The following is a 22,787-nucleotide window of genomic DNA, read 5'->3' on the forward strand; positions in this document are numbered from 1 at the left end:
CGGATTCTCCATGGGCGCAAGCATTCTCACCGCGCGGAACCTCAGCAAAGTGGTTCCCAGCGCGGAAGGTGAACTGACTATCCTGCACGAACTGAGCCTGGAACTGAACAAGGGCGATAGCCTGGCTATCGTCGGCAGCTCCGGCTCCGGTAAATCCACCCTCCTCGGCCTGCTCGCCGGCCTCGACCTGCCCAGCAGCGGTGAAGTCACCCTCGCCGGCCAGGCGCTCAGCACCCTCGACGAAGACCAGCGCGCACGCATCCGTGCCGAACACGTAGGCTTTGTGTTCCAGTCGTTTCAACTGCTCGACAGCCTCAATGCGCTGGAGAACGTCATGCTGCCGCTGGAGCTGGATGGCCGCAAGGACGCCCGCGAACGCGCCAGACACCTGCTGGAGCGCGTGGGCCTCGGCCAGCGCCTGACCCATTCCCCACGCCAGCTTTCCGGGGGCGAACAGCAACGGGTGGCGATTGCCCGCGCCTTTGCCGCCGAACCGGACGTGCTGTTTGCCGATGAGCCCACCGGCAACCTCGACAGCCACACCGGCGAGCGCATCAGCGACCTGCTGTTCGAGCTCAATAAAGAAAGCGGCACGACCCTGGTGCTGGTTACCCATGACGAGCGCCTGGCTCATCGTTGCCGACGCCTGATCCGCCTTGAAGCCGGCCTGATGGTCGCCCCCCTGGAGCCTTGATGGCACGTTTGCCGCTGTTGCGCCTGTTCAGTCTTGCCCTGCGCCAATTACTGCGCGATGCCCGCGCCGGCGAATTGCGTGTGTTGTTCTTCGCCCTGTTGGTGGCCGTGGCCGCCAGTACCGCCATCGGTTATTTCGGCGCCCGCCTCAACGGCGCCATGCTGTTGCGCGCCACGGAGTTCCTCGGCGCCGACCTGGTACTCGAAGGCAGCTCACCGGCCCGCCCCGAACAAATCAGATCCGGGACCGAACTGGGCCTGGATCACGCCCGTGTGGTTGAGTTTTCCAGCGTCATTGCCACCGATAATGGTATCCAGCTCTCCAGCATCAAGGCGGTCAACGAGCAGTATCCGCTACGCGGTCAACTCAAGAGCGCAGCAGCCCCCTTTGGGGACGAAACCCCGGGCGGCGGGCCGAAACCCGGTGAAGCCTGGGTCGAGTCGCGGCTGCTGACGGCACTGGACCTGAACGTCGGCGACAGTATCGATGTGGGTATGAAGACCTTGCGCCTGGCACGCGTACTGACCTACGAGCCGGATCGCGCCGGCAACTTCTATAGCCTGACGCCCAGGGTGATGATCAACCTGGCGGACCTGGACGCCACCGGCGTAGTCCAGCCAGGCAGTCGCGTCAGCTACCGCGAGTTGTGGCGTGGCCCGCAGGCCAGCACCGCGCTGCAAACCTATCGTGACCTGATCAAGCCGGGGCTCGCTGCCAACCAGCGTCTTCAGGATTCACGGGACGGCAACCAGCAGATCGGCGGCGCCCTGGGCAAAGCCGAGCGCTACCTGAACATGGCCAGCCTGGTGGCCGTGCTGTTGGCCGGCGTCGCCGTGGCCCTGTCGGCCAACCGCTTTGCCACCCGCCGTTTCGACGCCAGTGCGTTACTACGTTGCCTTGGGTTATCGCGACTCGAGGCCATGTTGCTGTTCAGCCTGCAATTGAGCGTACTGGGGTTGCTGGCGAGCCTGGCCGGCGCCCTGCTCGGTTGGCTGGCACAGTTTGGCCTGTTCTATTTCCTGCACGACCTGTTGCCGGCGGATGTTCCGCCTGGTGGACTGTTGCCGGCCATTGCCGGGATCGGCACCGGGCTGGTTGCTCTCGCGGGATTCGCGCTGCCACCGTTGGCCGCCCTCGGTCGCGTGCCGCCGCTGCGAGTGCTGAGGCGCGACCTGCTGCCTATCCCGTCCAGCACCTGGATGGTCTACGGCGCCGCGTTGTTCGCCCTGGGCCTGATCATGTGGCGCCTGAGCCTCGACCTGGTGCTGACCTTCGCCCTGCTGGGCGGCGGCGTGGTTGCCGCGCTGGTTCTGGGGGGCTTGCTTCTGCTGCTGTTGCAAAGCCTGCGACGCCTGTTGGCCCGGGCCTCCCTGCCGTGGCGCCTGGGCCTGGGCCAATTGCTGCGCCACCCGCTGGCGGCGGCGGGCCAGTCCCTGGCATTCGGCCTGATCCTGTTGTCCATGGGCTTGATCGCCCTGCTGCGTGGCGAATTGCTGGACACCTGGCAAAACCAGCTGCCCAAGGACGCCCCCAACTATTTCGCCTTGAATATCCTGCCGGCCGATAAGGACGCCTTTGGTGCCCGCCTGCTGGAAGTGCAGGCGCAATCCGCGCCGCTGTACCCGGTCGTGCCAGGTCGGTTGATCAGTATCAATGGCGAGCCGGTACAGGAAATAGTCAGCAAGGACTCCAGCGGTGACCGCGCCGTACAACGGGACTTGAGCCTGACCTGGGCCGCCGACCTGCCGCCGGGCAATACCCTGACCGAAGGCTCATGGTGGTCGCAACAACCCCCCGATGGAATGCCCGGAGTCTCGGTAGAAGCCAAGGTCGCGCAGAGCCTCAAGCTCAAGTTGAACGATCACCTGGTGTTCACCATCGCCGGGGAAAACCGTGAGGCGCGGGTTGCCAGCCTGCGAACCATCAACTGGGATAACTTCCAGCCGAACTTCTTCATGATTTTCCAACCGGGAACCTTGACGGACCTGCCGGCCACCTACCTGACCAGCTTCTACCTCGCGCCAGGGCATGATCAGCAGATCGTTGATCTGTCCCGCGCCTTCCCGGCGGTGACCATCCTGCAGGTCGAGGCGCTGCTGGAGCAGCTGCGCAGCATCCTCGCCCAAGTGACACTGGCGGTGGAGTACGTGTTGTTGTTTGTGCTGGCCGCTGGGATGGCGGTGCTGTTCTCCGGCCTGCAAGCCACCTTGGATGAGCGTATTCGCCAAGGTGCACTGCTCCGGGCACTGGGCGCGGAGCGCAAGCTGCTGGTCAAGGCGCGGCGCATCGAGTTCGGCTTGCTGGGCGCAGTCAGCGGCTTGCTGGCGGCGCTGGGTACCGAGTTGGTGACGTGGGTGCTGTACCGCTATGCCTTCGACCTGGCCTGGCAACCGCACCCCTGGCTGTTGCTGCTGCCTGTGATCGGCGCCGTATTGATCGGCGGTGCCGGGGTGTTCGGCACGCGCCGTGCGCTGAATGCCAGCCCGCTGACGGTTTTGCGCGAGGGCTGAGCGGTCAATGACCCGCCTGCCTTGCGGGGGGCGGGTCAACGTCGCTTACTTCACGTACTCGATAGCGGTGATCCACCAGCACACCTCGCCTCCCGGGGTCTGCACAATGGCCTCATCGTCGACTTCCTTGCGCAGCAGCGCACGGGCCATCGGTGAATCGATGGAGATATAGTCCATCCGATCATAAATCTCGTCATAGCCGACGATACGGAAACGCTTGGTCTCGCCCTGTTCGTTTTCAATCTCGACCCAGGCGCCGAAAAACACCTTCCCTTCCTGCTCGGGCATATATTCCACCACACGCATGTCTTCCAGGCGCTTGCGCAAGTAACGCACCCGCCGGTCGATTTCGCGCAGCAGCTTCTTGTTGTACTGGTAGTCGGCATTCTCGCTGCGATCCCCCAGGGAAGCAGCCCATGTCACCTTGCGCGTGGTATCCGGGCGCTTTTCGCGCCACAGGTAATCCAACTCTTTCTTCAGCGCTTCATGACCTTCTTTGGTTATCAGCTTGGTACTCAAACGCATGCATCCCCAGGCAATGTCCATAGGTACCGATAAGGCAGGAAATCACATCCAGGCGTCGGTTCGCTGGCGCTGATGATAAATGAACCCAGGAAAGTAGCCAGGCCTGTCTAGCTATCCAACGTCTGATCCAATTCAAGCAGCACGCCCCGCAAGCTCTGGCGTAAGCTCGAGACTTGCGAGGTCATCACCTTCAGGGCTTCGGTCCGTTGACTGACGGCCAGGGACTGGTCATGCAGTTGAGCGGTGCGCTGCTCCAGATCCCGGACCCTTTCATCCAACTGGGTTTGCTCCTGCTGCAAGCGGGCCTGCCATTGATCAAGCGCGGTTTCCCTCTCCGACGCAGCGAGTTTCTGTTGGGCCAGCTCCTGAGCAACACGAGCCAGGTTGGTCAGCGTACTGCCTACTTCAAACAAGTGGTCGTCGTCCGCGGGCGCCGAAAGCTTCGGCTGCGCCGGGGCGCTTGGCTCATTCAGGACAACAGGTACATCCTGGACGATGGCCACAGGCGCGTCGACCAACATCTGCCGGGGCTCTTCTACGACAGGTTCAGGTACGGGAAGCGGAGTAGGCTCGGGTGGATTCGCCCCCCTGACAGATGAACTCATTTTCGACGAGAAACGAATGGAAGGCACAATTAATGAAGCACTTTCGATTGCCGGCAGCACCGGCGCAGACATTCCCAGGGAGATCACTTTCATCACCAGGGCCTTCTTGATGATCACCGAATGATGCTCTTCGGGCCTCGCAGGCGGCAGCTTGCAGCCTTTTAAATCGATAAAATGATAAGGCACCTGAGTTTCGGTAACACCGGCTTTAGTGCCTGCCGCCGCCGAGGTAAGAATTTGCTTGAAAACATGCATTGCCACATGCAGGTCCTCCTTGGACTCCACTCCCCCCAGAAAATACCGATCAAGTTTTTTGCGCAAGGCTGCGATATACACCCTGGAACTCGCCGGCTCAACCTCTTCATCCAAGCTATAAACAAGAAAGTTGGAGGCAATCTGGCCTACAGCAAACCCACAGAGCAATGCACCGTTAACCGGAGCATCTTGACCGTCGCGTTCAAGAACAAGGGTACGTAGAAGCATCATGGTGATCGGGCCTCATTACAAAATTCGAAAAGTCTCTATAACCTTCAGACCATCACTCAATAATTAAAGGTTAAAAACACAAAACAATTGTTTCAGCGACTTGCCTAGCGCGCCCGTAGGATTTTTCCTATTAATGCTGAGCGGCGTTCCCAAAAACAGATATTGCTCGTACCCTTTTCAAACTCTCCCTCCACGACCACACCACGCTAAATGATCGAAATCATCAACCTGACAAAACATTTAAACAATAAGAAAATAATCAGCGATTTTTCATTCAGCGCAAACAAACAGGAATGCCTGGGACTATTCGGAGAAAATCCTACAGTTAAAACGGCCCTTCTCGACGTAATATCGGGCTCGACCACGCCTTCCAGCGGGCATATAAACATCCAAGGCTTCAATACTAAAGCCCATCCATTAAGAGCAAAAAAACTCATCGGCTACCAACTTCACAGATGCGTCAGTCATCCTACGATGTCGGTTAAAGAATTCCTTGACTACATCGCGGCCCTTCGCGGACTGCGCGGCACCGAAAAACGCGCACAGGTGGACTATGCCGCTACGCAACTGGAGTTGTCGCCGGTGCTCAACGCTCCCCTCGAGGCTCTCTCCATCGGTTTGAAGCGCAAAGTCACCATTGCCCAGGCCATCCTGCACGCCCCTGCCTTGCTATTACTGGATGAACCGACCGAGGGGCTGGCACCTGATCAGAAATACAAATTCAGGAGCCTCATCCAGTCATTGACGCAAGAAATGACCGTGATCGTCGCTTCCCGACACTGCGATGAATTATCCGAACTCTGTACACGCGCCCTGGTGATCGCAGGTGATCGCCTGGTGGCCGATACCCCCATGCCAGATCTGCAACGCGACTCTCGCCATTTCCAGGCGGTCACCCTCGCCGCAGATGCCCCCTTGGACCTGCTGGCTCTCGCCGTACTGCCGGGGGTGGCAGGCATCGAAGAACATCGGCACGCACCCGGCACGGTGACCGTCCTGGCCATGCCGGGGCACACCATCTACCCCCATATCAATACGCTCATTGCCAATCGTCGCTGGAAAATCAACTCACTGAGCCTGGAGCCTGGTCGCCTCAGCGACGTAGTTCATTATCTGAGCCGAGAGACTCCCCTTTGAAACTGCTGCCCGTCATATTCAAGCGTCAACTCGTCCACTATGCCGGTACACCCGGCACCTATCTGAGCATTGCCATTTTTTCAGTACTGTCCGTGGCATTGGGGTTGCACATGAGCGCCTGGCCAGAACAGGACAGCAGTCACTTGCAGGTTTTCTTCCAGCTACACCCCTGGCTCTATTTATTGCTGATTCCAGTACTGGCGGCACAACTCTGGTCGGACGAGTCCAATGCCGGTTTTCTCGACCTGATGAAAACATTACCCATCACCACGTTTGAATGGGTTATCGGCAAATTTCTAGCAGCCTGGGTCGTGGCGGCCACAGCCCTGATATTGACCTTCCCTCTCGTGATCATTGCCAACTACCTGGGAGTGGCGGACAACAGCGTTATTGCCTCGCAATTTATATCGAGCTGGCTACTGGCGGGCAGTTATCTAGCCGTCGGTTGTTTTATTTTCACACTGGTACGGCAACGCACTGCCCTTTTCATACTGACTGTAGGCTTTATGCTTATCGTCAGCGCACTCTCTTATTTACTCGATGCACTTGAACATCAAGCCCCCATCTGGGCGGTGGACAGTCTGGTTTCCCTCAGCCCTTTTTCGAGGTACAGCGCTATCGACAATGGAAAGTTCACGCTTCGTGACATGCTTTACTTCATCAGCATGATCTTGGCCTTTCTCGCAGCGACGACCGTCACTCTCAACTATAGACACAGCTGAGAAGGAAAGCCCTCCATGCGACCTACTCTGCGCACCGGCATGACACTCACTGTTATCCTGTTACTATTCCTGGCGTTTAACTTAGTTTGGGTAGGAAAAATTCCAAATATCCGATGGGACTTCTCACAAGGAAAAACGCATACCCTATCGCCTCAAGTACGACAGTTACTCGCGTCATTGGAAAACCCTGTGGATTTGTATTATTTCAATGCCCATGACAGCCCTGGACGAAGCTACACCTTGAAACGCTATGGCAAGCGCATCGAAGACCGGTTGATGGAGTACGAAAAAGCAGCAAAAGGCATGATCAACCTGCACCTTATTGATCCCATGCCTTTTTCAGAGGACGCCTACAAAGCCAGGTTGTTTGGCCTCGACGACAATGCGGGATTCATGGGCCTGATCGGCACCCGAGCCGGCTATGGAGCGCAACGCATCGAATCATTCAGCCTGGATCGTGAGCCATTGCTCGAATATGAAATCAGTCATTTGATCTACAAGTTGCAGCATCCGGAGCGCCCCGCTATCGGACTGCTGTCAGGGCTGGCGATGGGAGAATCCGCGGGCCGATTGTTGAAGGAACTGCAGCGACATTTCAACCTGGTCAATCTGGGAGCAAGCACCGAGCGCGTGCCGGAACAGGTCAAGACGCTCATGGTCGTGCATCCACAGGCGCTGCCTGAACAATCGTTATATGCGGTTGAACAATTTGTATTGAAGGGCGGTAAATTGATGACATTTATCGACCCGTTTAGCGAGCAAAGCTCGAACACCCCATCCGCCAATACCCGACTGACTGACTTGCTTGCCGCTTGGGGAATACAGATGCCGGCGAACAAGTTTCTGCTCGATCACCGTTACGCCGCGTCGCACACACCTGTGAAAGGGAAGTTCACAGTGCAGCATCCGGGCAGGTTGAACCTGCCCCGGCAGGCAATGAACACAGGCGATCCGAGCACCTGGAAATTGAATAACGTGACGGTATCAAGCAGCGGCGTGCTGTTTCGCCGCCAGAAAGGCCGCACGACGCTGACCCCTCTCCTGCAAAGCTCCCTGCAATCCGAGTTGCAGGAAACCGACCGGCTTGCCTCGGCAACCGAGCTCGATTCAACGGCCGATGAGGCCTCCAGCCAAACACAACGCCATGTGATTGCAGCCCGTATAGAGGGGCCTGCCTATTCAGCATTCCTCGATGACGTGGAAGGACAGCCGGCAGCAGTGCAAAAAGCGGCGCAGATCCATGTGGTGGTAGTCGCCGACACTGATTTGCTCACGGATCAAGTCAATAGCCCAGCGCCCGACAGCAACACACTGTTTATCTTGAATACGCTGGATAACTTGTCCGCCAGTGATGTACTGACCAATATTCGCCCGCACGCGTCGGCGCAAAGATCGCCAAACAGGCTGGAACGGATGCGCGACAGCGCCGTACACGCCTACACGCAGAAGGCGACTGAATTGGAACAACGCCTGCTACGGACAGAACATGAATGGCAAATGCTGCGCACAACGGAGGTGCAGCTCGGCTCCCAGACCGTGGACACCACCACCCAATTGGTTGCACTCAACAAGGAGCGACTGCGCTTGCCAATGGAATTACATGCCTTGAAAGCCGAGGCATACGCGCAGGTACATCGCCTGGAGTTCGCCATAAAAATGCTCGTGGCACTGGCGATACCCCTGATGCTATGCCTGGTAGCCTGGGTGGTTTTCCTGTGCAATCGACGGCGTCGACTACAGGCGAGCGTCGCGCTCTACTGAGTTCAACGCCTGGCAATCAGCCCCTGCCGGGCAATGCGGGTCAATTGTCGGATGACTTCCTGCGCGTCGCTGGCGCTGGGGGCCTGGATAACCGCAAGATCGAAGCTGTTATTCGCAAACCGGGCAAGAGAATCGCCATCTTCCACAAACTGAATCAAGAATGCCGATGGCCGTCCGCTGCGACGTGGCCACCCGTCCAGATAACGCAAGAGCGTAGGCTGATGCTTGCCGCCCAGGAGGATTTTTGGATTGCGTTGGGTGAGGTCCGCGGTGATCGGGGCCAGGCGTATCAGGGGGCGTAGTGCATTCATCGTGTCGTGTCTCTGCCTCAAAAGTCTGCGGGCAGGTGAGAGGCAACACCGAACCAGCGCTTTAGCGGTATTTCGAAGTTGCCTCCCCAGGGGAGAACAAGCTTCTGTCGGGTTCTATCAAGACCCAGTGGCGCCCCGCAATTAGCTGTTTAAATCGGCGCATGGGCAGCATCCTAGAGAAGCCGGTGGGGCGGTGTCAAGAATCCCGAGCAACGAAAAGGCCCACACAGTGGTGGGCCTTTTCAGAGTTTTGCGCCGGTGTCAGTTGGCGATGGCGCGGTCGGCAGACAGTTTGCCAGCACCTTCCAGCAGCACCGCCAGGGAGCCGCCCAGCAGGGCCAGTGCGAACTCATAACCGTTGTTGGCCATGAACAAGCCATTATGGATATGCACCGAGAAGATCGCCACCAGCGACAGAATGGTCAGGCCCAATGCCGCCGGGCGTACCAGCAAACCGATGATCAGTGCCAGGCCGGCAAAGAACTCGGTTCCGCCCGACAGCAGCGCCATCAGGGTACCCGGCGCCAGGCCAATGCTTTCCATCCACTGGGCGGTGCCCGCCAGGCCATAGCCGCCAAACCAACCGAAGAGTTTTTGCGAACCATGGGCGGCAAAGATGATGCCGACGACGATGCGCAGGATGGTCAGGCCGTAGCCGGCACGAGTGGACAGTACGCTTTTGATCATTGGGCTCATGGGGTGGATCCTTTTCGAAGTAGGGGTTGGTTGGCCGCTATATTAATCAGTTTAAGCAATGATAAAAGCCGAAAAACTGCCTGATTAACATCGAAAAAATAGATTATTTCCGTGAGGCGATTTTCGGCGCCTGCGGTTCCAGGGACTCTCGCTCCCGATCGAACGCCAAGTAGTACTTGTTGACGCTATTAACATAGCTGACGCCCCCCATCCCCACCTGCTCCATGGCGATGCGCTCCACCTGGAAGAACCATTGATTGGGGTTCAGTCCCCGACGCCTGGCCTCGGTGCGCATGCCCTGCACCCGCTCCGGCCCCATGTTGTACGCGGCCAATACGAAGGCCATGCGCTCGCGCTCGTTGAGCTTGGGGCTGGCGAAGAATTTGCGACGGATCAACGCCAGGTAACGCGCGCCGGCCTGCACATTGCTGTCGAGACTTTCGATGTTGTTGACGCCCACCCGCTGCGCTGCCGAAGGGGTGATCTGCATCAGGCCGGTAGGGCCGCCGCTGTTGCGCGCACCCGGGTCGAAAGCCGACTCCTTGAACGCCAGCGCCGCGAGGTTCAGCCAGTCCATGCCTTGCTCACGGGCGTGCTTTTGCAATACCGGGCGCAGTTTTTCCAGGCGCTGGCGGTCGACGCGGGCCAGCGGGTTGCGCACCTGGTAGAGGCGCCGATAGATGCGCTGGAATGCCACATCCTGGTCGGACGGCGTGCGATAGGTCTTGAGAAATCGATCAATACTGGCCCGCAGCATCGAGGCATCCTGGCGCACAAACCAGTACTCGTCGCCCGGTTCGCTGATTGCCACCTGCTTGTCGAAGCGCAACTTGGGCAGGATCTTCGACCAGCGCTCAGCAATCGGCTTCTCGACAATAGTCAGGTGAAAAATACCCGCCTGGACCATCTCCAGCACATCCTCCACCGCCAGGGTCGGGTCCACCCATTCCACCTTGACCGGCGGCTGTTTGTGCAAGGCCAGTTTCTGGTTGACCTGGCTGATGGCATCCGCCGCCGCGCTGCCGGTGGTCAGCGCCAGGGTACGCCCGGACAGTTGCTCCAGCTTGGTAAACCGCCGCTCACCCTTCACCCCCACCAGCCATAACGGCACACCGCTGGCGATCGGATCGCTGGTGCTGATCTTGTGTGCGGCCTTCACATCCAGCAATTCACCGGGGGCCACCAGGTCGCCTTCGCCACGGGCGAGTGCGCCGAGCAGTTGGTCCTTGGCCTTGGGAATGATCTTGAGGTTGATTTCCTGGCCATCACGGGCGTGGCCATTGAGGTATTGCTCGAACGCACGCAAGCGATGGTATTCGACACCGATGGCCTGGCCCTGGACCTCGCCGGAACTGTTACGGCTCTGGTTCACCAGTACACGCAGGGTGCGACTCGAGCGAATCTCCGCCAGGTCGCGCACCTTGCCGGGCCTGGTCACTTCCAGCGGCCCGTCCAGACGCGCGAGCGCCGCCGCGGGCAGCAGCAGCGTCAGGCACAACATAAGCAACGCCGAGGGTCGGATCATCCGCTCTCCGGAAAGAATACTGGCCAACACCCTCGCGAAAAACGAGGCGTTGGGGGTCAGAAACAGAGCGCTTTAAGCGCTGGCAAGACGCGCAACGGTGGCACAGTGCAAGGCGTGCAGCCAATCACGATGTCACTTGCGACGTTCAAAGACAGCTATAACTCGTTGTAGTTCTTCGTTTTTCTTATAAATCTACAGCTCTGATATGCTTTCCGGCCGCAGGCGGAGATAGCACCATGCAACTCATTGATATCGGCGTCAACCTGACCAACCCCAGTTTCGACGAGAAGCACCAGGCCGTTCTCGACCGCGCCTATGCCGCCGGGGTGCAACAATTGGTGCTCACCGGCACCAGCGTCGACGGCAGCGAACAGGCCTTGGAACTGTGCGTCAACCTCGATGACAGCGGCCAGCGCCTGTTCAGCACGGCCGGCATCCACCCCCACTCCGCCAGCGATTGGAACGGCGATAGCGCCAGGCGCCTGCGTGGTTTGCTCAACGAAAGCCGCGTACGTGCGGTGGGCGAATGCGGGCTGGATTTCAATCGGGATTTCTCTCCGCGCCCGCAGCAGGAAAAAGTCCTCGAAGAGCACTTGGCTCTGGCGGTTGAGCTGAAACTGCCGGTGTTTCTCCACGAGCGCGACGCCAACCAGCGCCTGCTGGAGATCCTCAAGGACTACCGCGACCACCTGAGGGCCGCCGTGGTGCATTGCTTCACCGGCGAACAACAGGCGCTGTTCAGCTACCTCGATCTCGATTTGTACATCGGCATTACCGGCTGGATCTGTGATGAGCGCCGTGGGACGCACCTGCATCCGTTGGTCAGGGAAATTCCCCGTGGTCGTCTGATGCTGGAGAGCGATGCGCCCTACCTGCTGCCGCGCACCCTGCGTCCAAAGCCGAAAAACGGCCGTAACGAACCCGCCTACCTGCCGGAAGTGCTGCGCGAAGTCGCCCTGCACCGCAACGAAACGGCCGAGGACCTGGCTCAGCACAGCACCGCCTGTGCCCGCGCGTTTTTTGGGCTGCCTGCCGTGGATTGATGCGGTGCATTGACCCATGTCAAAACCGCTTTGCGGAGTAGCGGCACAATAATGGCACCTTGCCAATGCTGTTTCCGCTATCAGAGAAAACCTTCCATGGGTGCCTGGCTTAGCAATATCTCGCTGAAATACAAATTCTGGGCCGTCAACGCGGTCGCCTTTATCACGACCCTGCTCCTGGTGCTGTACGCCGTGCATCTCGAACAGCAATCGCGCAGCCATGCGTCCCAGGCCTCGGCACAGGCCCAGGCGCAATTGCTCGGAGCCTGGCCGGCCGACAAGGCCCTGCCCAAGAGCGAGCACTGGCTGACGTTTGCCCGCGGCCAAGTCCCACAGCTGGCCGATCAGGATCTGTCAGCCCTGAGCAGCAACACGGGTTGGGTCGAACTCAACCCCATGCCGCTGTTCGGCGAAAACACGCTGATGGGCGCCGAAGTGATCGCCCGCCCTGATGGGCAATACATCGCCGTGCTCGCCCACGCCCCCAGCCTGAGCCAGGTATTCAGTGAACGCTTCGCCAACTATGCCGTGGCGGTGCTGATCCTGATGCTGGCGATGCTCTGCGCCTCGCAATTGCTGATCCGCTTTCTGCTCAGCCAACTCAACACCCTCAAGGACGTGATGCTGCACGTGGAGAAAACCGGCGACCTGTCGGCCCGCGTGCCGTTGGCCTGCAAGGATGAAGTCGGCCAGATGGCCAGCGCCTTCAATGCCATGCAAGCCGGTTATCAGCGCGTGGTCAGCACCGTGGCGCGCACCGCCAGGCTTCTGGACGAGGGTGCCGCTCGATTGGCCAGCAGCATGAACGAGGTACAACACGGCATGCTTGGCCAGCAAAGCGAGACCGACCAAGCCGCCACCGCCATCAACGAAATGACCGCCACCGTCTACCATATCGCTCAACATGCCGGTGCCACCCGCGACTTGTCCCAGGCCGCCGACACCCTCGCTGGCAGCGGTCAGGACGTGGTCACCCGCGTACAGCATTCAATCGCCGGCCTGTCTTCCGGCGTGCAACAGACCGCCGAAATGATCCAGAAACTGGCCGAGGACAGCCAGAAAATCAACAGCGTGGTCAGTGTGATCCACAGCATCGCCGAACAGACCAACCTGCTCGCCCTCAACGCCGCCATCGAAGCTGCTCGCGCCGGGGAAATGGGCCGTGGGTTTGCCGTGGTCGCCGACGAAGTGCGCAACCTGGCCAAGCGCGTGCAAAGCTCCACCGACGAAATCACCCGCATGGTCTCGGCGCTGCAGGCCGGCACCCGCGACGCGGTGGACTTCATGCAGGAAAGCTCGTTCAAGGCCGACGACTGCGTACAACAAGCCCTGGAAGCCGGCACAGCGCTCGCCGAAATCACCAGCGCCGTGGCGCAAATGCGTGAAAGCAACACCCAGATCGCCGTCGCCGCCGAACAGCAAAGCCACGTGGCCGAAGAGATGAACCGCGCAGTGGTGAGCATTCGTGATGTGACCGAGAACACCGTGCAACAGACTGTGGGTTCGGCGACCACCAGCAATGAGCTGGCAACGTTGGCTGGTGAGTTGAGCAAGGCGATTGGGCAACTGAAGCTGTAGGGCTTCTCCACCTGTAATCCGACTCCTACGATCGACTCTGCGTTTACCCGAAGTCTTGGCGAACCCTCCTAGCCGTCCTGGCGAATAGCGCCGACTTCTTTACCTGACGAACCTCTCCAAAGTCTCTCGCCTGATCATTCAGTGCGAGGGACCGCCGATGCACCTACCCGTTAATGCCCTGGTTGTCGGGGCTGCCTCTTGATTCCCGTGATTGCCAGCTTTGTCCTGGCCCCCATGGATGCCAAGGCGCCGGACGTTGAGCGCGTCTTCCGTGACTTGCGTGATTGCCTGAACACCTTTGATGAGTGGGCCGAGGGGTTCTTGAGCGCTTCGGCACTGGAAGTGGATCAGGTGTTCAAAGTTGGGGAAGAGGTGGCGCTGGTGGCGCCGGCTTCCTCCAAAACCCCCAGTAACACCGTCGCCAGGTGCGATGCCCAGGGATCGCTGACCCTGGTGCATATGTTCGAAAGCACTCGGTTTGTACCGATCGGCAATACGCCGGTGATGCTGCAAGCCATTGCCCAGGATGGCAGCCCGCTCGGCGCACCACTGCATCGGACCATCGGCCCCGGCGGCATCCTCGAAATCACCGAGTGTGATCGCAACCAGCCGTACCAAATCACCTTCTATCCCAACGTTTCCAAGGATCACGTCAAGGCGCTGTATGGGTCTTATCAATCGGTGATCGCAGGGTTGGAAAGTCGCCTGCATGAGGAATGGACCAAGACTTTCCAGCCCCTGTGGGATGACTTCGCCAACGCCACGCCGCCCGAACGTAGCGCGATGCAAGGTTTGGCGTTTTCAAGCGGGATGGCCAAGGCGCTCTACAACCTGTGGGACAACGTCAAGCAGCTGTATGACTTGTTGGCGGACCTCAAGGCCAACAGCCAGAAGTTGTTGGCCTACATCTCCCAGACTGAACTCGATGAACTGCTGAGGCTGGGCAACGACACCATCGCAAAGGGGCTGTTGGTGCTCAGCGATGAGCCGCTGCTGTTTATCTACGTGTCGGCCATGGTCAGTTGGCTACGCCTGCTGCCACCGCCCGAGATGTATGAAGTGCTGGGCGAGATCAGCGGTGAGGTGTTGATCAATCTGTTCCTGATCTGGGCGACCCGCGGCATGGGCGTGCAGATTCGCCTGGGCGCTCAGGTGCTGGGACATATCAAATCCGGACGAGCGCGCCAGTGGCTGGAGAGGCTGGCTGATCAGTTGGTGGGACCGACGTTGGACGCGCATGTCGAGGCGGTGAAGCCTTTGCTGCTCGGTGGCCCCGCGACAGCGATCAAGACCGTACCGGTGGCACCGTTGAAGGCGGGGGAGCATGTGGTTTCGAACCCCGTGCCGGCGGTTCGTAACAAGACACAGAAGACCGTGTTGGTCAGGCAGGAGCCTGTCGATGATGTGCCTGTTTCGGGGAAAAACCCGAACGGGGATGCGGCGGCTTCTTCGGATAAGACCGTCACCAACGGCTGCCCGGTGTCGATGGTTACCGGGGAGGAATTGCTCACCCTCACCGACGGCACGTTGGATGGGATCTTGCCGTTCGAGTGGACACGGTTGTACCGCACCAGTGCGGTGGAAGTGGATGGCGGGCTGGGGTTTGGCTGGAGTCATTCGCTGGCGCATCGGCTTGCGGTGTCGGGCGATTCCGTCGTTTGGACGGACCATGAGAACCGCTCGATTGAGTTTCCACTACCGACTGTTGCTCGACCCGCCATCACCAATAGCCTCGCGGAAGCAGCGATCTATTTAGGTACGTCGCCGGATGAGTTGGTGTTGGCCCAGGCGTCGCGGTTTTATCACTTTCGCGACGGTGTGCTGGTCTCGATCAGTGATGCGTACGACAACCGGCTGCGGATTTCTCGGGATTTTCTAGGGCGGATTGAGCGGCTGGATAACGGCGCGGGGTGTGCGCTGTTTTTGCGTTACTCGTCCGGCCACATCGTCGCGGTGGACTATCAGGTTCAGCGCGCCAAGGGGTATGAGCCTTACGAATGGGTGACGGAGCAGAACGTCGTTTCCTACGCCTATGACGACGCTGGCCGACTGGTCTCGGCGACCAATGCCGTCGGCGAAAGCGAGGTTTATCGCTACGACGATCAGCACGTCATTCTTGAACGTGGACTGGCCGGTGGGGCGAGTTTCTTTTGGGAATGGGAACGGTCCGGCAAAGCGGCGCGATGTGTCCGGCATTGGGCCAGTTTTTCGCAGATGGATACGCGGTATGCCTGGGGGGACGACGGCCGGGTCACGCTGCATAACGCCGATGGCAGTCAGGAAGTGTACGCCCATGACGACCGGGCGCGACTGGTGCAGCGGATTGATCCGGACGGTGCACAGCATTTCAAATCCTACGATGCCAAAGGCCGGCTGACGGTTGAGCAGGATCCGCTGGGGTCGGTGACGGCGTATCAGTACGACGAAGCCGGACGCTTGGTGGCGTTGTTTCCCGGGGATGATGAGCCGACGTCCTACGAGCATGACAATGGCTTCGTACGGGTTGTAAGGCGGGGTCTGGCAGTCTGGAAGTACGAGCGTAATGACCAGGGCGATGTCATCCGCAAGATCGATCCCGATGGTCATGTTACGGATTACAGCTACGACAAATACGGGCAACTGGTTGGGGTTTGGTACCCGGACCACAGTTGCCAACGGCTGGTGTGGAATGAGCGGGGGCAACTGGTTGAGGAGCAGTTGCCCAATGGCGGGATCAAGCGTTATCGCTATGACGATCTTGGCCGGCAGGTGGCGCGCGAGGATGAGCATGGCGCGCTGACCCAGTATCAGTGGGACAGTGTGGGTCGCTTGGTTCGCGTCGTATTACCAGGCGGTGCATGTCGGGAATACAGCTACAACCCCTACGGAAAAATCACCGCCGAACGCGACGAACTGGGCCACGTCATCCGCTACGAATACGCCGACGGGTTGCACCTGATCAGCCGCCGTATCAACGCCGACGGTAGCCAGGTCAAGTACCGCTACGACAATGCGCGGTTACTGCTGACCGAGATCGAAAACGAGGTTGGCGAGACCTACCGACTTGCTTATCACCCCAACGGCCTGATCCAGCAGGAAACCGGGTTTGACGGGCAGCGTACGGCCTACGTCTACGACCTCAATGGCAACCTGCAGGAAAAAACCGAACACGGTGACGATGGCAGTCAGCTCGTTACCCGTTACGAGCGCGATCACGCCGGACGCCTCGTACGAAAAACCCTGCCCGACGCCAGCGTTGTTGAATATGCCTACGACCGCCAGGGCAACCTGCTCAGCGTCGACGACGGCCATTGGGCGCTGGCCTACGAATACGATCAACAAAACCGCCTCACCGCCGAACATCAGGGCTGGGGCACCTTGCGCTACGGCTACGACGCCTGCGGCCAGCTTCAACACCTGCGCCTGCCGGACAACAACCGCCTGGTGTTCAACCACAGCAAAGGCGGCCACCTCGCCACCATCGAATTAAACGGCGCGCTGCTGACGTCTCACCTATTCAAGGCCGGCCAGGAACATCAGCGCCAACAAGGCCAACTCCTCAGCCACTACCACTACGACGACCAACACCGCCTGCACGCCCACGCAATCACCCAGCAACAAGACCACCTCTACCAACGCCAATACGACTACGACAAAACCGGCAACCTCACCCGCCTGCTCGACACCCGCAAAGGCGAACACCACTACCACTACGACCCGCTAGGCCGCCTCACCCGCGCCGACCACTCCCAAGACCTGCAGGAACGCTTCGGCCACACCCCGGCCGGCAACCTGCTCATGCAAGACCGCCCCGGCCCCGATATCGTCGCCGGCAACCGCCTGATGATCCAGGGTGACCGTTACTACGACTATGACGCCTTCGGCAACCTGATCCGTGAACGGCGGGGTCGTGGGCACGCACTCGTCACCGAATACCGCTACGACTGCCAGCACCGGCTGATCGGCATCACCCAACCCAACGGCCAAATCGCCAACTATTGCTACGACCCGTTTGGGCGACGCATCAGCAAAACCGTGGACGGCATAACCACGGAGTTTTTCTGGCAAGGCGACAGGCTGATTGCCGAACACCATGCAGACCGCCATCGCAGCTATCTCTACGAACCCGACAGCTTTCGCCCGCTGGTTTTGTTGGAAGGCTTCGGCCCAAAAAACACCAAAGCCTTTCACTACCAACTCGACCACCTCGGCACACCACAGGAACTGACAGACCCAGAGGGCGACATCGTCTGGTCCGCGCACTACCGCGCCTACGGCCAGATCAGCCGACTCGACAAAGGCACAATCGACAACCCGCTACGTTTTCAGGGGCAGTACTTTGATCAGGAAAGCGGGCTGCACTACAACCGTCATCGCTACTACAATCCGGATATTGGGTGTTACCTGACGCCTGATCCGGTGAAGTTGGCGGGTGGGATCAACGCGTATCAGTACGTGACTAACCCGACCGGATGGTTAGATCCGTTAGGGTTAGCTTGCACTTCTGGGAGCTGCCCTCCGCCACACACCGGAAACACGTGGGAGTTTAACTCCGATGTAGATCTGGACTGGCGCAAACAAGACCGCAACAGCTACGAGCAAATGCACACGGGTTTAGATGAAGCCTTTCGCAGAACAGGCATATCAAGGGATGAATACAGCGTATCCAAATGGGGTAAAGACCAATATGGAAAGTCATTTCCAACTGAATGGCGTGTCCAAAGCGGCCCAAATAGGGGGGCCGAGGTGAATATTGATGACCCAATACTTGTCCCAAGCAAAGAAGGGCCGAAATCACCTCATATTGGCTATCAAACCCCCGGAAAGAGAGCGGGCGGAGGGGCAAAAAGAGGTCATATACTTCTCAAACTGGTTCCCGTTAGCCGATCAAGAATTGGGATTCACTAATGAGTTATCTGGAAGAAGAAATAGATGATGCTTTCAGGAGCTTAGAAATAAACTCTAGAAAACTTCAGACATACGAAACCACAACATTAATAAATAACCTGACAAAGAAGTTCTTCAAGTCCGAGAGCAGCTTCCTCGACCCCGTCGAACTGAACGAGAAAAACTCAGAGCACAACCCCAATTTCTGGAAGGAAATACAGTACCGCATTAACCAAAAAGACCTGATTTTGTTGGTACTTGATTCAACATACTCGGGCTGGGAAATCGACAATGCGCAGGATATAGCCTCTATCTTAGGTGAAACGACCGGATATCCGTTCTGGGTGACGGATAGCAAACTCACGTTTCTGGTGCACATGGATGATCATGACTGCGTTATTTGGGCTTGAAGATGGTTTGCCACAACTGGCCCTCTATCACCGTCATAGCCAACCCCAATTCGCCCACCCGCCCACCCCCACCTAAACTCTCCCCATGTTATTTCAACGGACAGAGGGTTCACCATCATGGGCAAACGTCATCCCAATCTCCCCGCCTGGCAATGGCGTAACTACCCGCAAAACCATCAGCACCCGACCAACCTGGCGTTGCACCTGATTGCCGTGCCGTTGTTTATCATCGGGTTTCTGTTGATTGTATCCGGAGTGTTCAGCCTGAGCCTGGCCAGTTTCGCCATTGGCGTAGTCGGCATCCTCGCTGGCCTGGCGTTGCAGCGTCATGGCCATAGCCTGGAAGCCGAGGCCGGTGAGCCGTTCAGTGATCGTAAAGACGCAGTACAGCGCCTGGTGGTCGAGCAGTTCCTGACGTTCCCGCGCTTTGTGTTGAGCGGTGGCTGGTGGCGTGCCTGGCGGCTGCGCCACCGTCACTGACGATCAGGCGAAGACCACCACGGTCTGGCGGCTGAGGGCGATCAACGCACCGGTTGGGCTCCACAGCGCGGCGGCGGCGTGACCGTAGCCGTCGCGCGCATGTTCGATGCTGACGTGGTACTGGCACCAGTCCAGGGTCGTCAATTCCTGCAACGGTTGGATGAATTCGATGGTCCAGGTCAGGGTGCTGCCCGGAGCGGGCTTTTTCAGGTGCGGCAGCAGCGCCGGTGGCCAAGCGTCGACCAGGGCGAGGATATGCGCTTCGGTCAGCGGTTCTTCCTTCACATCCCCGCGCAAGCGAACCCACCCGCCCATCTCGCGGGATTTATTCCCGGTAAACGGCAAACCGCCAACGCTCCAGCGCATCGCCAGGTGGCGCATGAACTCAGGCGTGACGCCCTTGATATAGGGCAGTTCCTGGCACTCATCCCAGTGCTTGAACGTCGGCGGCGGCTCGCTGGCCACATCGATTTCCGACTCGCGGGATGCGCCAAAACTTGCCTGTACCAGGGTCGCGACCTCACCGTTCTGCACAACCCGGCCGAGCAACTGGCTGACCGCCTTGCCTTCACGCAACACTTCGACTTGATAGCTGGCGGGTACATCGGGCGCGACCGGGCCAACGAAGGTGATCGCAAGCGAGCGCAATGGGCGGTCCGTCGGCACCTGGGCGCGCAAGGCTTCGTATTGCAACGCAGCAACCAGGCCACCGAACGTGGCGCGGCCCTGGGCCCATTCAGCGGGAATGGTGACATCCAGCGGGTTGCTTCGGGCGGCGTCGAGCAAATCACTAAAGCGCATGGCGACCTCACATCAAAAGAAACAGATGGGCGATCTTAACCAGCGCGCAGCCAAGGTACAGCGCTTATTCCGGCCAAAAGCCGGACCGATTTAGAAACAATCCGCGCTGAGTTTGTCCAGCACGCGATCCGCCTGCCCTTCGGCCTTGGCCATGGTGCGATGCCATATCGCAACGCAAGGCTGCAGATCGGCTTGATGTTCGGCCTGGGCCAACCATTGCCAGCAGTCATGCCAATCACCCAGTGCCGCTTGGGCTTTCTTCAGGCGTGGCAGGGCATTGGCGGGCAACTTATCCAGCTGGGGGTAAGCCTCGGCGGCATAGCGCACACGCTTGATCAACAAGCGCAAACGGTGGCGATCATGGTCTGGATCTTTCAGCGCTTGATCGAGTTTCTGCCATTGCCTGGCCAGGCGCTTCTCAATGCGCGGTCGCAAACCCTTGAGCAATTTCTGGTGCTCCGAGGCGCGGATAAAGCGCGGGAATGCATCAAGGATCAGCAGCAGATGGGCAACTTCCGGGCCCTGTGCCACCTGGCGATAGGCGTCGGGTTGCAGGCGCAGGCGTCGATCAGCGGCCTCGTGATAACCATGCTGATGCAAATACGCCGCCAGCACCTCTCGGTCGCGCAGCGGCGTCGTCAACTGGCCGACCGTGCCGGCGGCCAATTCAAGCTGTTCCACACCCGGCAGCCCGCGCAAAGGACGCAACAGACTGCGCAGGCGGCGCACGGTGGTGCGCAGATCATGCAAGGCTTCATCATCGGTGACGGCAGCGAGGCGAGCCTGGCAGCTCAGTAACCCTACTTCCAGGCCAATGACCTGAGCGACTAACTGATCGACCAAAGATGACATCCCGCCCTCACTCTCAGATGAAAAATCCCACTCTGCGCTGCACGTTAACGCCCGGCGCGCGACTCACGAATATAGAACCGCGCTTTTTCGGCCTTGTTGGAGCAGCCTTCAAACGCCTCGAATTGCTGCTGGGTCTTGGCGCCAGTCAACAACGACAAGGCCTTGGAGTAGCTGACGGTGCCGGCAAAACCTTCGGCCTTGGCCAGGTCGAGCTCTTTCCAGGCGGCATCCAATTGCGAGCCACAGCTGTCGCGGTATGCGGTTTTCCCGGCACAACCCGCCAGGGCCAACATGATCACAGGCACACACATCCAGGCTTTCATCGATGACACCTCAAAATAAAGAAAAACAGTCGTACGCTGTAAGACGTTGCCTACAAGAAAAAGTGCCTTGTCCTTAGCCTGAAATCGGTAGTACCTATTGCCAGAGCATACCCGAGCCTGGGCGCTATTCTTGAAAAATATTGCCAGGCGCAACGAAGATTGAAGCGGCCCCCAAAATAGGCGCATTGTGGGCCCCCGTTTATGAAGGACATCGACCATGAAGAAACGTGTTGCCTTGGTGTTGGGTTCCGGCGGGGCCCGGGGCTACGCCCATATCGGGGTGATCGAGGAAATCGAACGGCGCGGCTACGACATCGCCTGTATCGCCGGTTGCTCCATGGGTGCCGTGGTGGGCGGGATCTACGCCGCGGGCAAACTGGACGAGTATCGAAACTGGATTGAAAGCCTCGACTACCTCGACGTGCTGCGCCTGGTGGACGTGAGTTTCCGCCTTGGGGCGATTCGTGGCGAAAAGGTCTTCGGGCAAATCCGCAAGATCGTCGGCGAGATCAATATCGAAGAGCTGCGCATCCCCTACACCGCCGTTGCCACCGACCTGACCAACCAACAGGAAATCTGGTTCCAGGAAGGCTGCCTGCACCAGGCCATGCGCGCCTCGGCGGCGATTCCCAGCCTGTTCACCCCGGTGATGCAAGGCAACCGCATGCTGGTGGACGGAGGCCTGCTCAACCCGCTGCCGATCGTGCCGGTGGTGTCGAGCCATTGTGACTTGATCATCGCGGTCAACCTCAACGCCACCAACCAGAAACACTACCAGTTGCCGGTGATCCAGCGCCCGCCGGCATTCAAGAGCCGCTTCAACAGCCTGGCGAAATCACTGGGTTCGCACCTGCCGTTTCGCCGCAAGCAGGCCGAGCAGTTGATGAAACTTGAGCAGGAAGCCTTGCAGGCCCAGGCGGCCGAGATCAATCCGTGGCTGGAGTCGGCCGAACCCGAATCCCAGCAACCTGCCGCCGCTCCGGAAAAGCCGGGGGCGCCGAAGTCGGCCACCGGTTCATTCATCATCGATAACGTCGGGCCGGCGTCATTGCTGGATCTGATCAACCAGAGTTTCGAGGTGATGCAGACTTCGCTGGCGCAATACAAGATCGCGGGCTACCCGCCGGATGTACTGATCAACGTGCCGAAGCGGGTGTGCCGGTTTTTCGAGTTCTACAAGGCGCCGGAGTTGATCGCACTTGGGCGGGAAATTGCCAGTGATACCCTGGATCGCTATGAGAGTGAGCAGCGCTGAGACAGCTGTGTCGCTAGAGCCGTGGTGAGCGGGCTTGCCCCGCGTTGGGCTGCGCAGCGGCCCCACTCAATGAGGAGCGCGCAGTGTCAGGTACTCCTTTGGGCCTGGTTTTGGGGCTGCTACGCAGCCCAGCGCGGGGCAAGCCCGCTCACCACAGAATCCACAGAATCCACAGAACCACAGAACCACAGAACCACAGAACCACAG

19 protein-coding genes are annotated in these 22,787 nt (G+C 59.1%); 11 read left to right on the plus strand and 8 right to left on the minus strand.

Going from position 1 to position 22,787, the window contains the following annotated elements; all coding sequences use genetic code 11:
- The first annotated feature begins 10 nt into the window (after nucleotides 1-10).
- Together FX984_RS21970 and FX984_RS21975 are read left to right on the plus strand one after the other, a co-directional pair.
- Nucleotides 11-694 carry an ABC transporter ATP-binding protein gene (locus FX984_RS21970; protein WP_005786391.1) on the plus strand — a complete coding sequence of 228 codons (684 nt, stop codon included), beginning with the start codon at nucleotides 11-13 and terminating at the stop codon, nucleotides 692-694.
- Nucleotides 694-3,204, plus strand: a complete 2,511-nt coding sequence (locus FX984_RS21975) for an ABC transporter permease (protein WP_146478096.1) — start codon at nucleotides 694-696, stop codon at nucleotides 3,202-3,204. Before FX984_RS21970 ends, FX984_RS21975 begins: the two co-directional genes overlap by 1 nt.
- Before the next feature lie 45 nt (nucleotides 3,205-3,249).
- Here the strand turns inward: FX984_RS21975 and greB are convergent, their stop codons facing one another.
- Both greB and FX984_RS21985 read right to left on the minus strand, forming a co-directional pair.
- Nucleotides 3,250-3,723 (minus strand): transcription elongation factor GreB, encoded by a 474-nt coding sequence (greB, locus tag FX984_RS21980; RefSeq protein ID WP_027606972.1) that lies wholly within the window; start codon nucleotides 3,721-3,723, stop codon nucleotides 3,250-3,252.
- 113 nt (nucleotides 3,724-3,836) lie between these two features.
- Complete coding sequence (locus tag FX984_RS21985) at nucleotides 3,837-4,820, minus strand: hypothetical protein (protein ID WP_146478098.1); 984 nt, start codon at nucleotides 4,818-4,820, stop codon at nucleotides 3,837-3,839.
- Between the two features lie 210 nt (nucleotides 4,821-5,030).
- Between FX984_RS21985 and FX984_RS21990 the strand changes: the two genes are divergently transcribed.
- The 3 genes from FX984_RS21990 to FX984_RS22000 are packed head-to-tail and all read left to right on the plus strand — an operon-like array spanning nucleotide 5,031 to nucleotide 8,440.
- Nucleotides 5,031-5,957: an ABC transporter ATP-binding protein gene (locus FX984_RS21990; RefSeq protein WP_146478099.1), complete on the plus strand. Its 927-nt coding sequence runs from the start codon at nucleotides 5,031-5,033 to the stop codon at nucleotides 5,955-5,957.
- Entirely contained in the window at nucleotides 5,954-6,679 is a 726-nt protein-coding gene (locus FX984_RS21995; protein ID WP_027606969.1) for an ABC-2 transporter permease, read from the plus strand. Before FX984_RS21990 ends, FX984_RS21995 begins: the two co-directional genes overlap by 4 nt.
- Nucleotides 6,680-6,694: 15 nt before the next feature.
- Complete coding sequence (locus FX984_RS22000) at nucleotides 6,695-8,440, plus strand: Gldg family protein (RefSeq protein WP_146478101.1); 1,746 nt, start codon at nucleotides 6,695-6,697, stop codon at nucleotides 8,438-8,440.
- A 2-nt stretch (nucleotides 8,441-8,442) separates the two neighbouring features.
- Here FX984_RS22000 and FX984_RS22005 read toward each other — a convergent pair whose 3' ends face one another.
- From FX984_RS22005 to FX984_RS22015, 3 genes are all read right to left on the minus strand, one after another.
- Complete coding sequence (locus tag FX984_RS22005; RefSeq protein WP_065924423.1) at nucleotides 8,443-8,751, minus strand: hypothetical protein; 309 nt, start codon at nucleotides 8,749-8,751, stop codon at nucleotides 8,443-8,445.
- Nucleotides 8,752-9,012: 261 nt separating this feature from the next.
- Complete coding sequence (locus tag FX984_RS22010; protein ID WP_027606966.1) at nucleotides 9,013-9,447, minus strand: DoxX family protein; 435 nt, start codon at nucleotides 9,445-9,447, stop codon at nucleotides 9,013-9,015.
- 103 nt (nucleotides 9,448-9,550) lie between these two features.
- Nucleotides 9,551-10,972 (minus strand): MltF family protein, encoded by a 1,422-nt coding sequence (locus FX984_RS22015; RefSeq protein ID WP_027606965.1) that lies wholly within the window; start codon nucleotides 10,970-10,972, stop codon nucleotides 9,551-9,553.
- A gap of 236 nt (nucleotides 10,973-11,208) precedes the next feature.
- Between FX984_RS22015 and FX984_RS22020 the strand changes: the two genes are divergently transcribed.
- The 5 genes from FX984_RS22020 (at nucleotide 11,209) to FX984_RS22040 (ending at nucleotide 19,349) form a co-directional block, all read left to right on the plus strand.
- Nucleotides 11,209-12,015, plus strand: a complete 807-nt coding sequence (locus FX984_RS22020; protein WP_098480034.1) for a TatD family hydrolase — start codon at nucleotides 11,209-11,211, stop codon at nucleotides 12,013-12,015.
- A gap of 96 nt (nucleotides 12,016-12,111) precedes the next feature.
- Complete coding sequence (locus FX984_RS22025; protein ID WP_098480033.1) at nucleotides 12,112-13,593, plus strand: methyl-accepting chemotaxis protein; 1,482 nt, start codon at nucleotides 12,112-12,114, stop codon at nucleotides 13,591-13,593.
- A gap of 198 nt (nucleotides 13,594-13,791) precedes the next feature.
- Entirely contained in the window at nucleotides 13,792-18,480 is a 4,689-nt protein-coding gene (locus tag FX984_RS22030) for an RHS repeat-associated core domain-containing protein (RefSeq protein ID WP_190329703.1), read from the plus strand.
- Nucleotides 18,480-18,869, plus strand: a complete 390-nt coding sequence (locus tag FX984_RS22035; RefSeq protein ID WP_146475741.1) for a hypothetical protein — start codon at nucleotides 18,480-18,482, stop codon at nucleotides 18,867-18,869. The genes FX984_RS22030 and FX984_RS22035 overlap by 1 nt, the downstream gene beginning before the upstream one ends.
- Nucleotides 18,870-18,986: 117 nt before the next feature.
- Nucleotides 18,987-19,349 (plus strand): Mpo1-like protein, encoded by a 363-nt coding sequence (locus FX984_RS22040; protein WP_027604139.1) that lies wholly within the window; start codon nucleotides 18,987-18,989, stop codon nucleotides 19,347-19,349.
- Between the two features lie 3 nt (nucleotides 19,350-19,352).
- Here FX984_RS22040 and FX984_RS22045 read toward each other — a convergent pair whose 3' ends face one another.
- The 3 genes from FX984_RS22045 to FX984_RS22055 form a co-directional block, all read right to left on the minus strand.
- Complete coding sequence (locus FX984_RS22045; protein ID WP_098480031.1) at nucleotides 19,353-20,150, minus strand: acyl-CoA thioesterase; 798 nt, start codon at nucleotides 20,148-20,150, stop codon at nucleotides 19,353-19,355.
- Between the two features lie 90 nt (nucleotides 20,151-20,240).
- On the minus strand, nucleotides 20,241-21,002 hold the full coding sequence (locus tag FX984_RS22050; protein ID WP_027604141.1) for a CHAD domain-containing protein: 762 nt from the start codon (nucleotides 21,000-21,002) through the stop codon (nucleotides 20,241-20,243).
- Between the two features lie 44 nt (nucleotides 21,003-21,046).
- The gene (locus tag FX984_RS22055) at nucleotides 21,047-21,325 is read right to left on the minus strand and encodes a hypothetical protein (protein WP_003172685.1); all 279 of its coding nucleotides are present in this window, start codon (nucleotides 21,323-21,325) and stop codon (nucleotides 21,047-21,049) included.
- 217 nt (nucleotides 21,326-21,542) lie between these two features.
- On the opposite strand from FX984_RS22055, the gene FX984_RS22060 reads away from it, so the two are divergent.
- Nucleotides 21,543-22,580, plus strand: coding sequence for a patatin-like phospholipase family protein (locus FX984_RS22060; protein ID WP_065947440.1), 1,038 nt, complete (start codon nucleotides 21,543-21,545; stop codon nucleotides 22,578-22,580).
- Nucleotides 22,581-22,787: the final 207 nt, after the last annotated feature.

The organism is Pseudomonas marginalis, from assembly GCF_008692035.1.
GTDB classification, from domain to species: domain Bacteria; phylum Pseudomonadota; class Gammaproteobacteria; order Pseudomonadales; family Pseudomonadaceae; genus Aquipseudomonas; species Aquipseudomonas marginalis.

Bases quoted from the DNA above. Each gene is read 5' to 3' on its own strand.
- FX984_RS22055 (WP_003172685.1), bottom strand. From the start codon at position 21,325: ATGAAAGCCTGGATGTGTGTGCCTGTGATCATGTTGGCCCTGGCGGGT.
- FX984_RS22045 (WP_098480031.1), bottom strand. From the start codon at position 20,150: ATGCGCTTTAGTGATTTGCTCGACGCCGCCCGAAGCAACCCGCTGGAT.
- FX984_RS22015 (WP_027606965.1), bottom strand. From the start codon at position 10,972: ATGATCCGACCCTCGGCGTTGCTTATGTTGTGCCTGACGCTGCTGCTG.
- FX984_RS22000 (WP_146478101.1), top strand. From the start codon at position 6,695: ATGCGACCTACTCTGCGCACCGGCATGACACTCACTGTTATCCTGTTA.
- FX984_RS21985 (WP_146478098.1), bottom strand. From the start codon at position 4,820: ATGATGCTTCTACGTACCCTTGTTCTTGAACGCGACGGTCAAGATGCT.
- FX984_RS22060 (WP_065947440.1), top strand. From the start codon at position 21,543: ATGAAGAAACGTGTTGCCTTGGTGTTGGGTTCCGGCGGGGCCCGGGGC.
- FX984_RS22010 (WP_027606966.1), bottom strand. From the start codon at position 9,447: ATGAGCCCAATGATCAAAAGCGTACTGTCCACTCGTGCCGGCTACGGC.
- FX984_RS22050 (WP_027604141.1), bottom strand. From the start codon at position 21,002: ATGTCATCTTTGGTCGATCAGTTAGTCGCTCAGGTCATTGGCCTGGAA.
- FX984_RS21975 (WP_146478096.1), top strand. From the start codon at position 694: ATGGCACGTTTGCCGCTGTTGCGCCTGTTCAGTCTTGCCCTGCGCCAA.
- FX984_RS22035 (WP_146475741.1), top strand. From the start codon at position 18,480: ATGAGTTATCTGGAAGAAGAAATAGATGATGCTTTCAGGAGCTTAGAA.
- FX984_RS21970 (WP_005786391.1), top strand. From the start codon at position 11: ATGGGCGCAAGCATTCTCACCGCGCGGAACCTCAGCAAAGTGGTTCCC.
- FX984_RS21990 (WP_146478099.1), top strand. From the start codon at position 5,031: ATGATCGAAATCATCAACCTGACAAAACATTTAAACAATAAGAAAATA.
- FX984_RS22025 (WP_098480033.1), top strand. From the start codon at position 12,112: ATGGGTGCCTGGCTTAGCAATATCTCGCTGAAATACAAATTCTGGGCC.
- FX984_RS22020 (WP_098480034.1), top strand. From the start codon at position 11,209: ATGCAACTCATTGATATCGGCGTCAACCTGACCAACCCCAGTTTCGAC.
- FX984_RS22005 (WP_065924423.1), bottom strand. From the start codon at position 8,751: ATGAATGCACTACGCCCCCTGATACGCCTGGCCCCGATCACCGCGGAC.
- FX984_RS22040 (WP_027604139.1), top strand. From the start codon at position 18,987: ATGGGCAAACGTCATCCCAATCTCCCCGCCTGGCAATGGCGTAACTAC.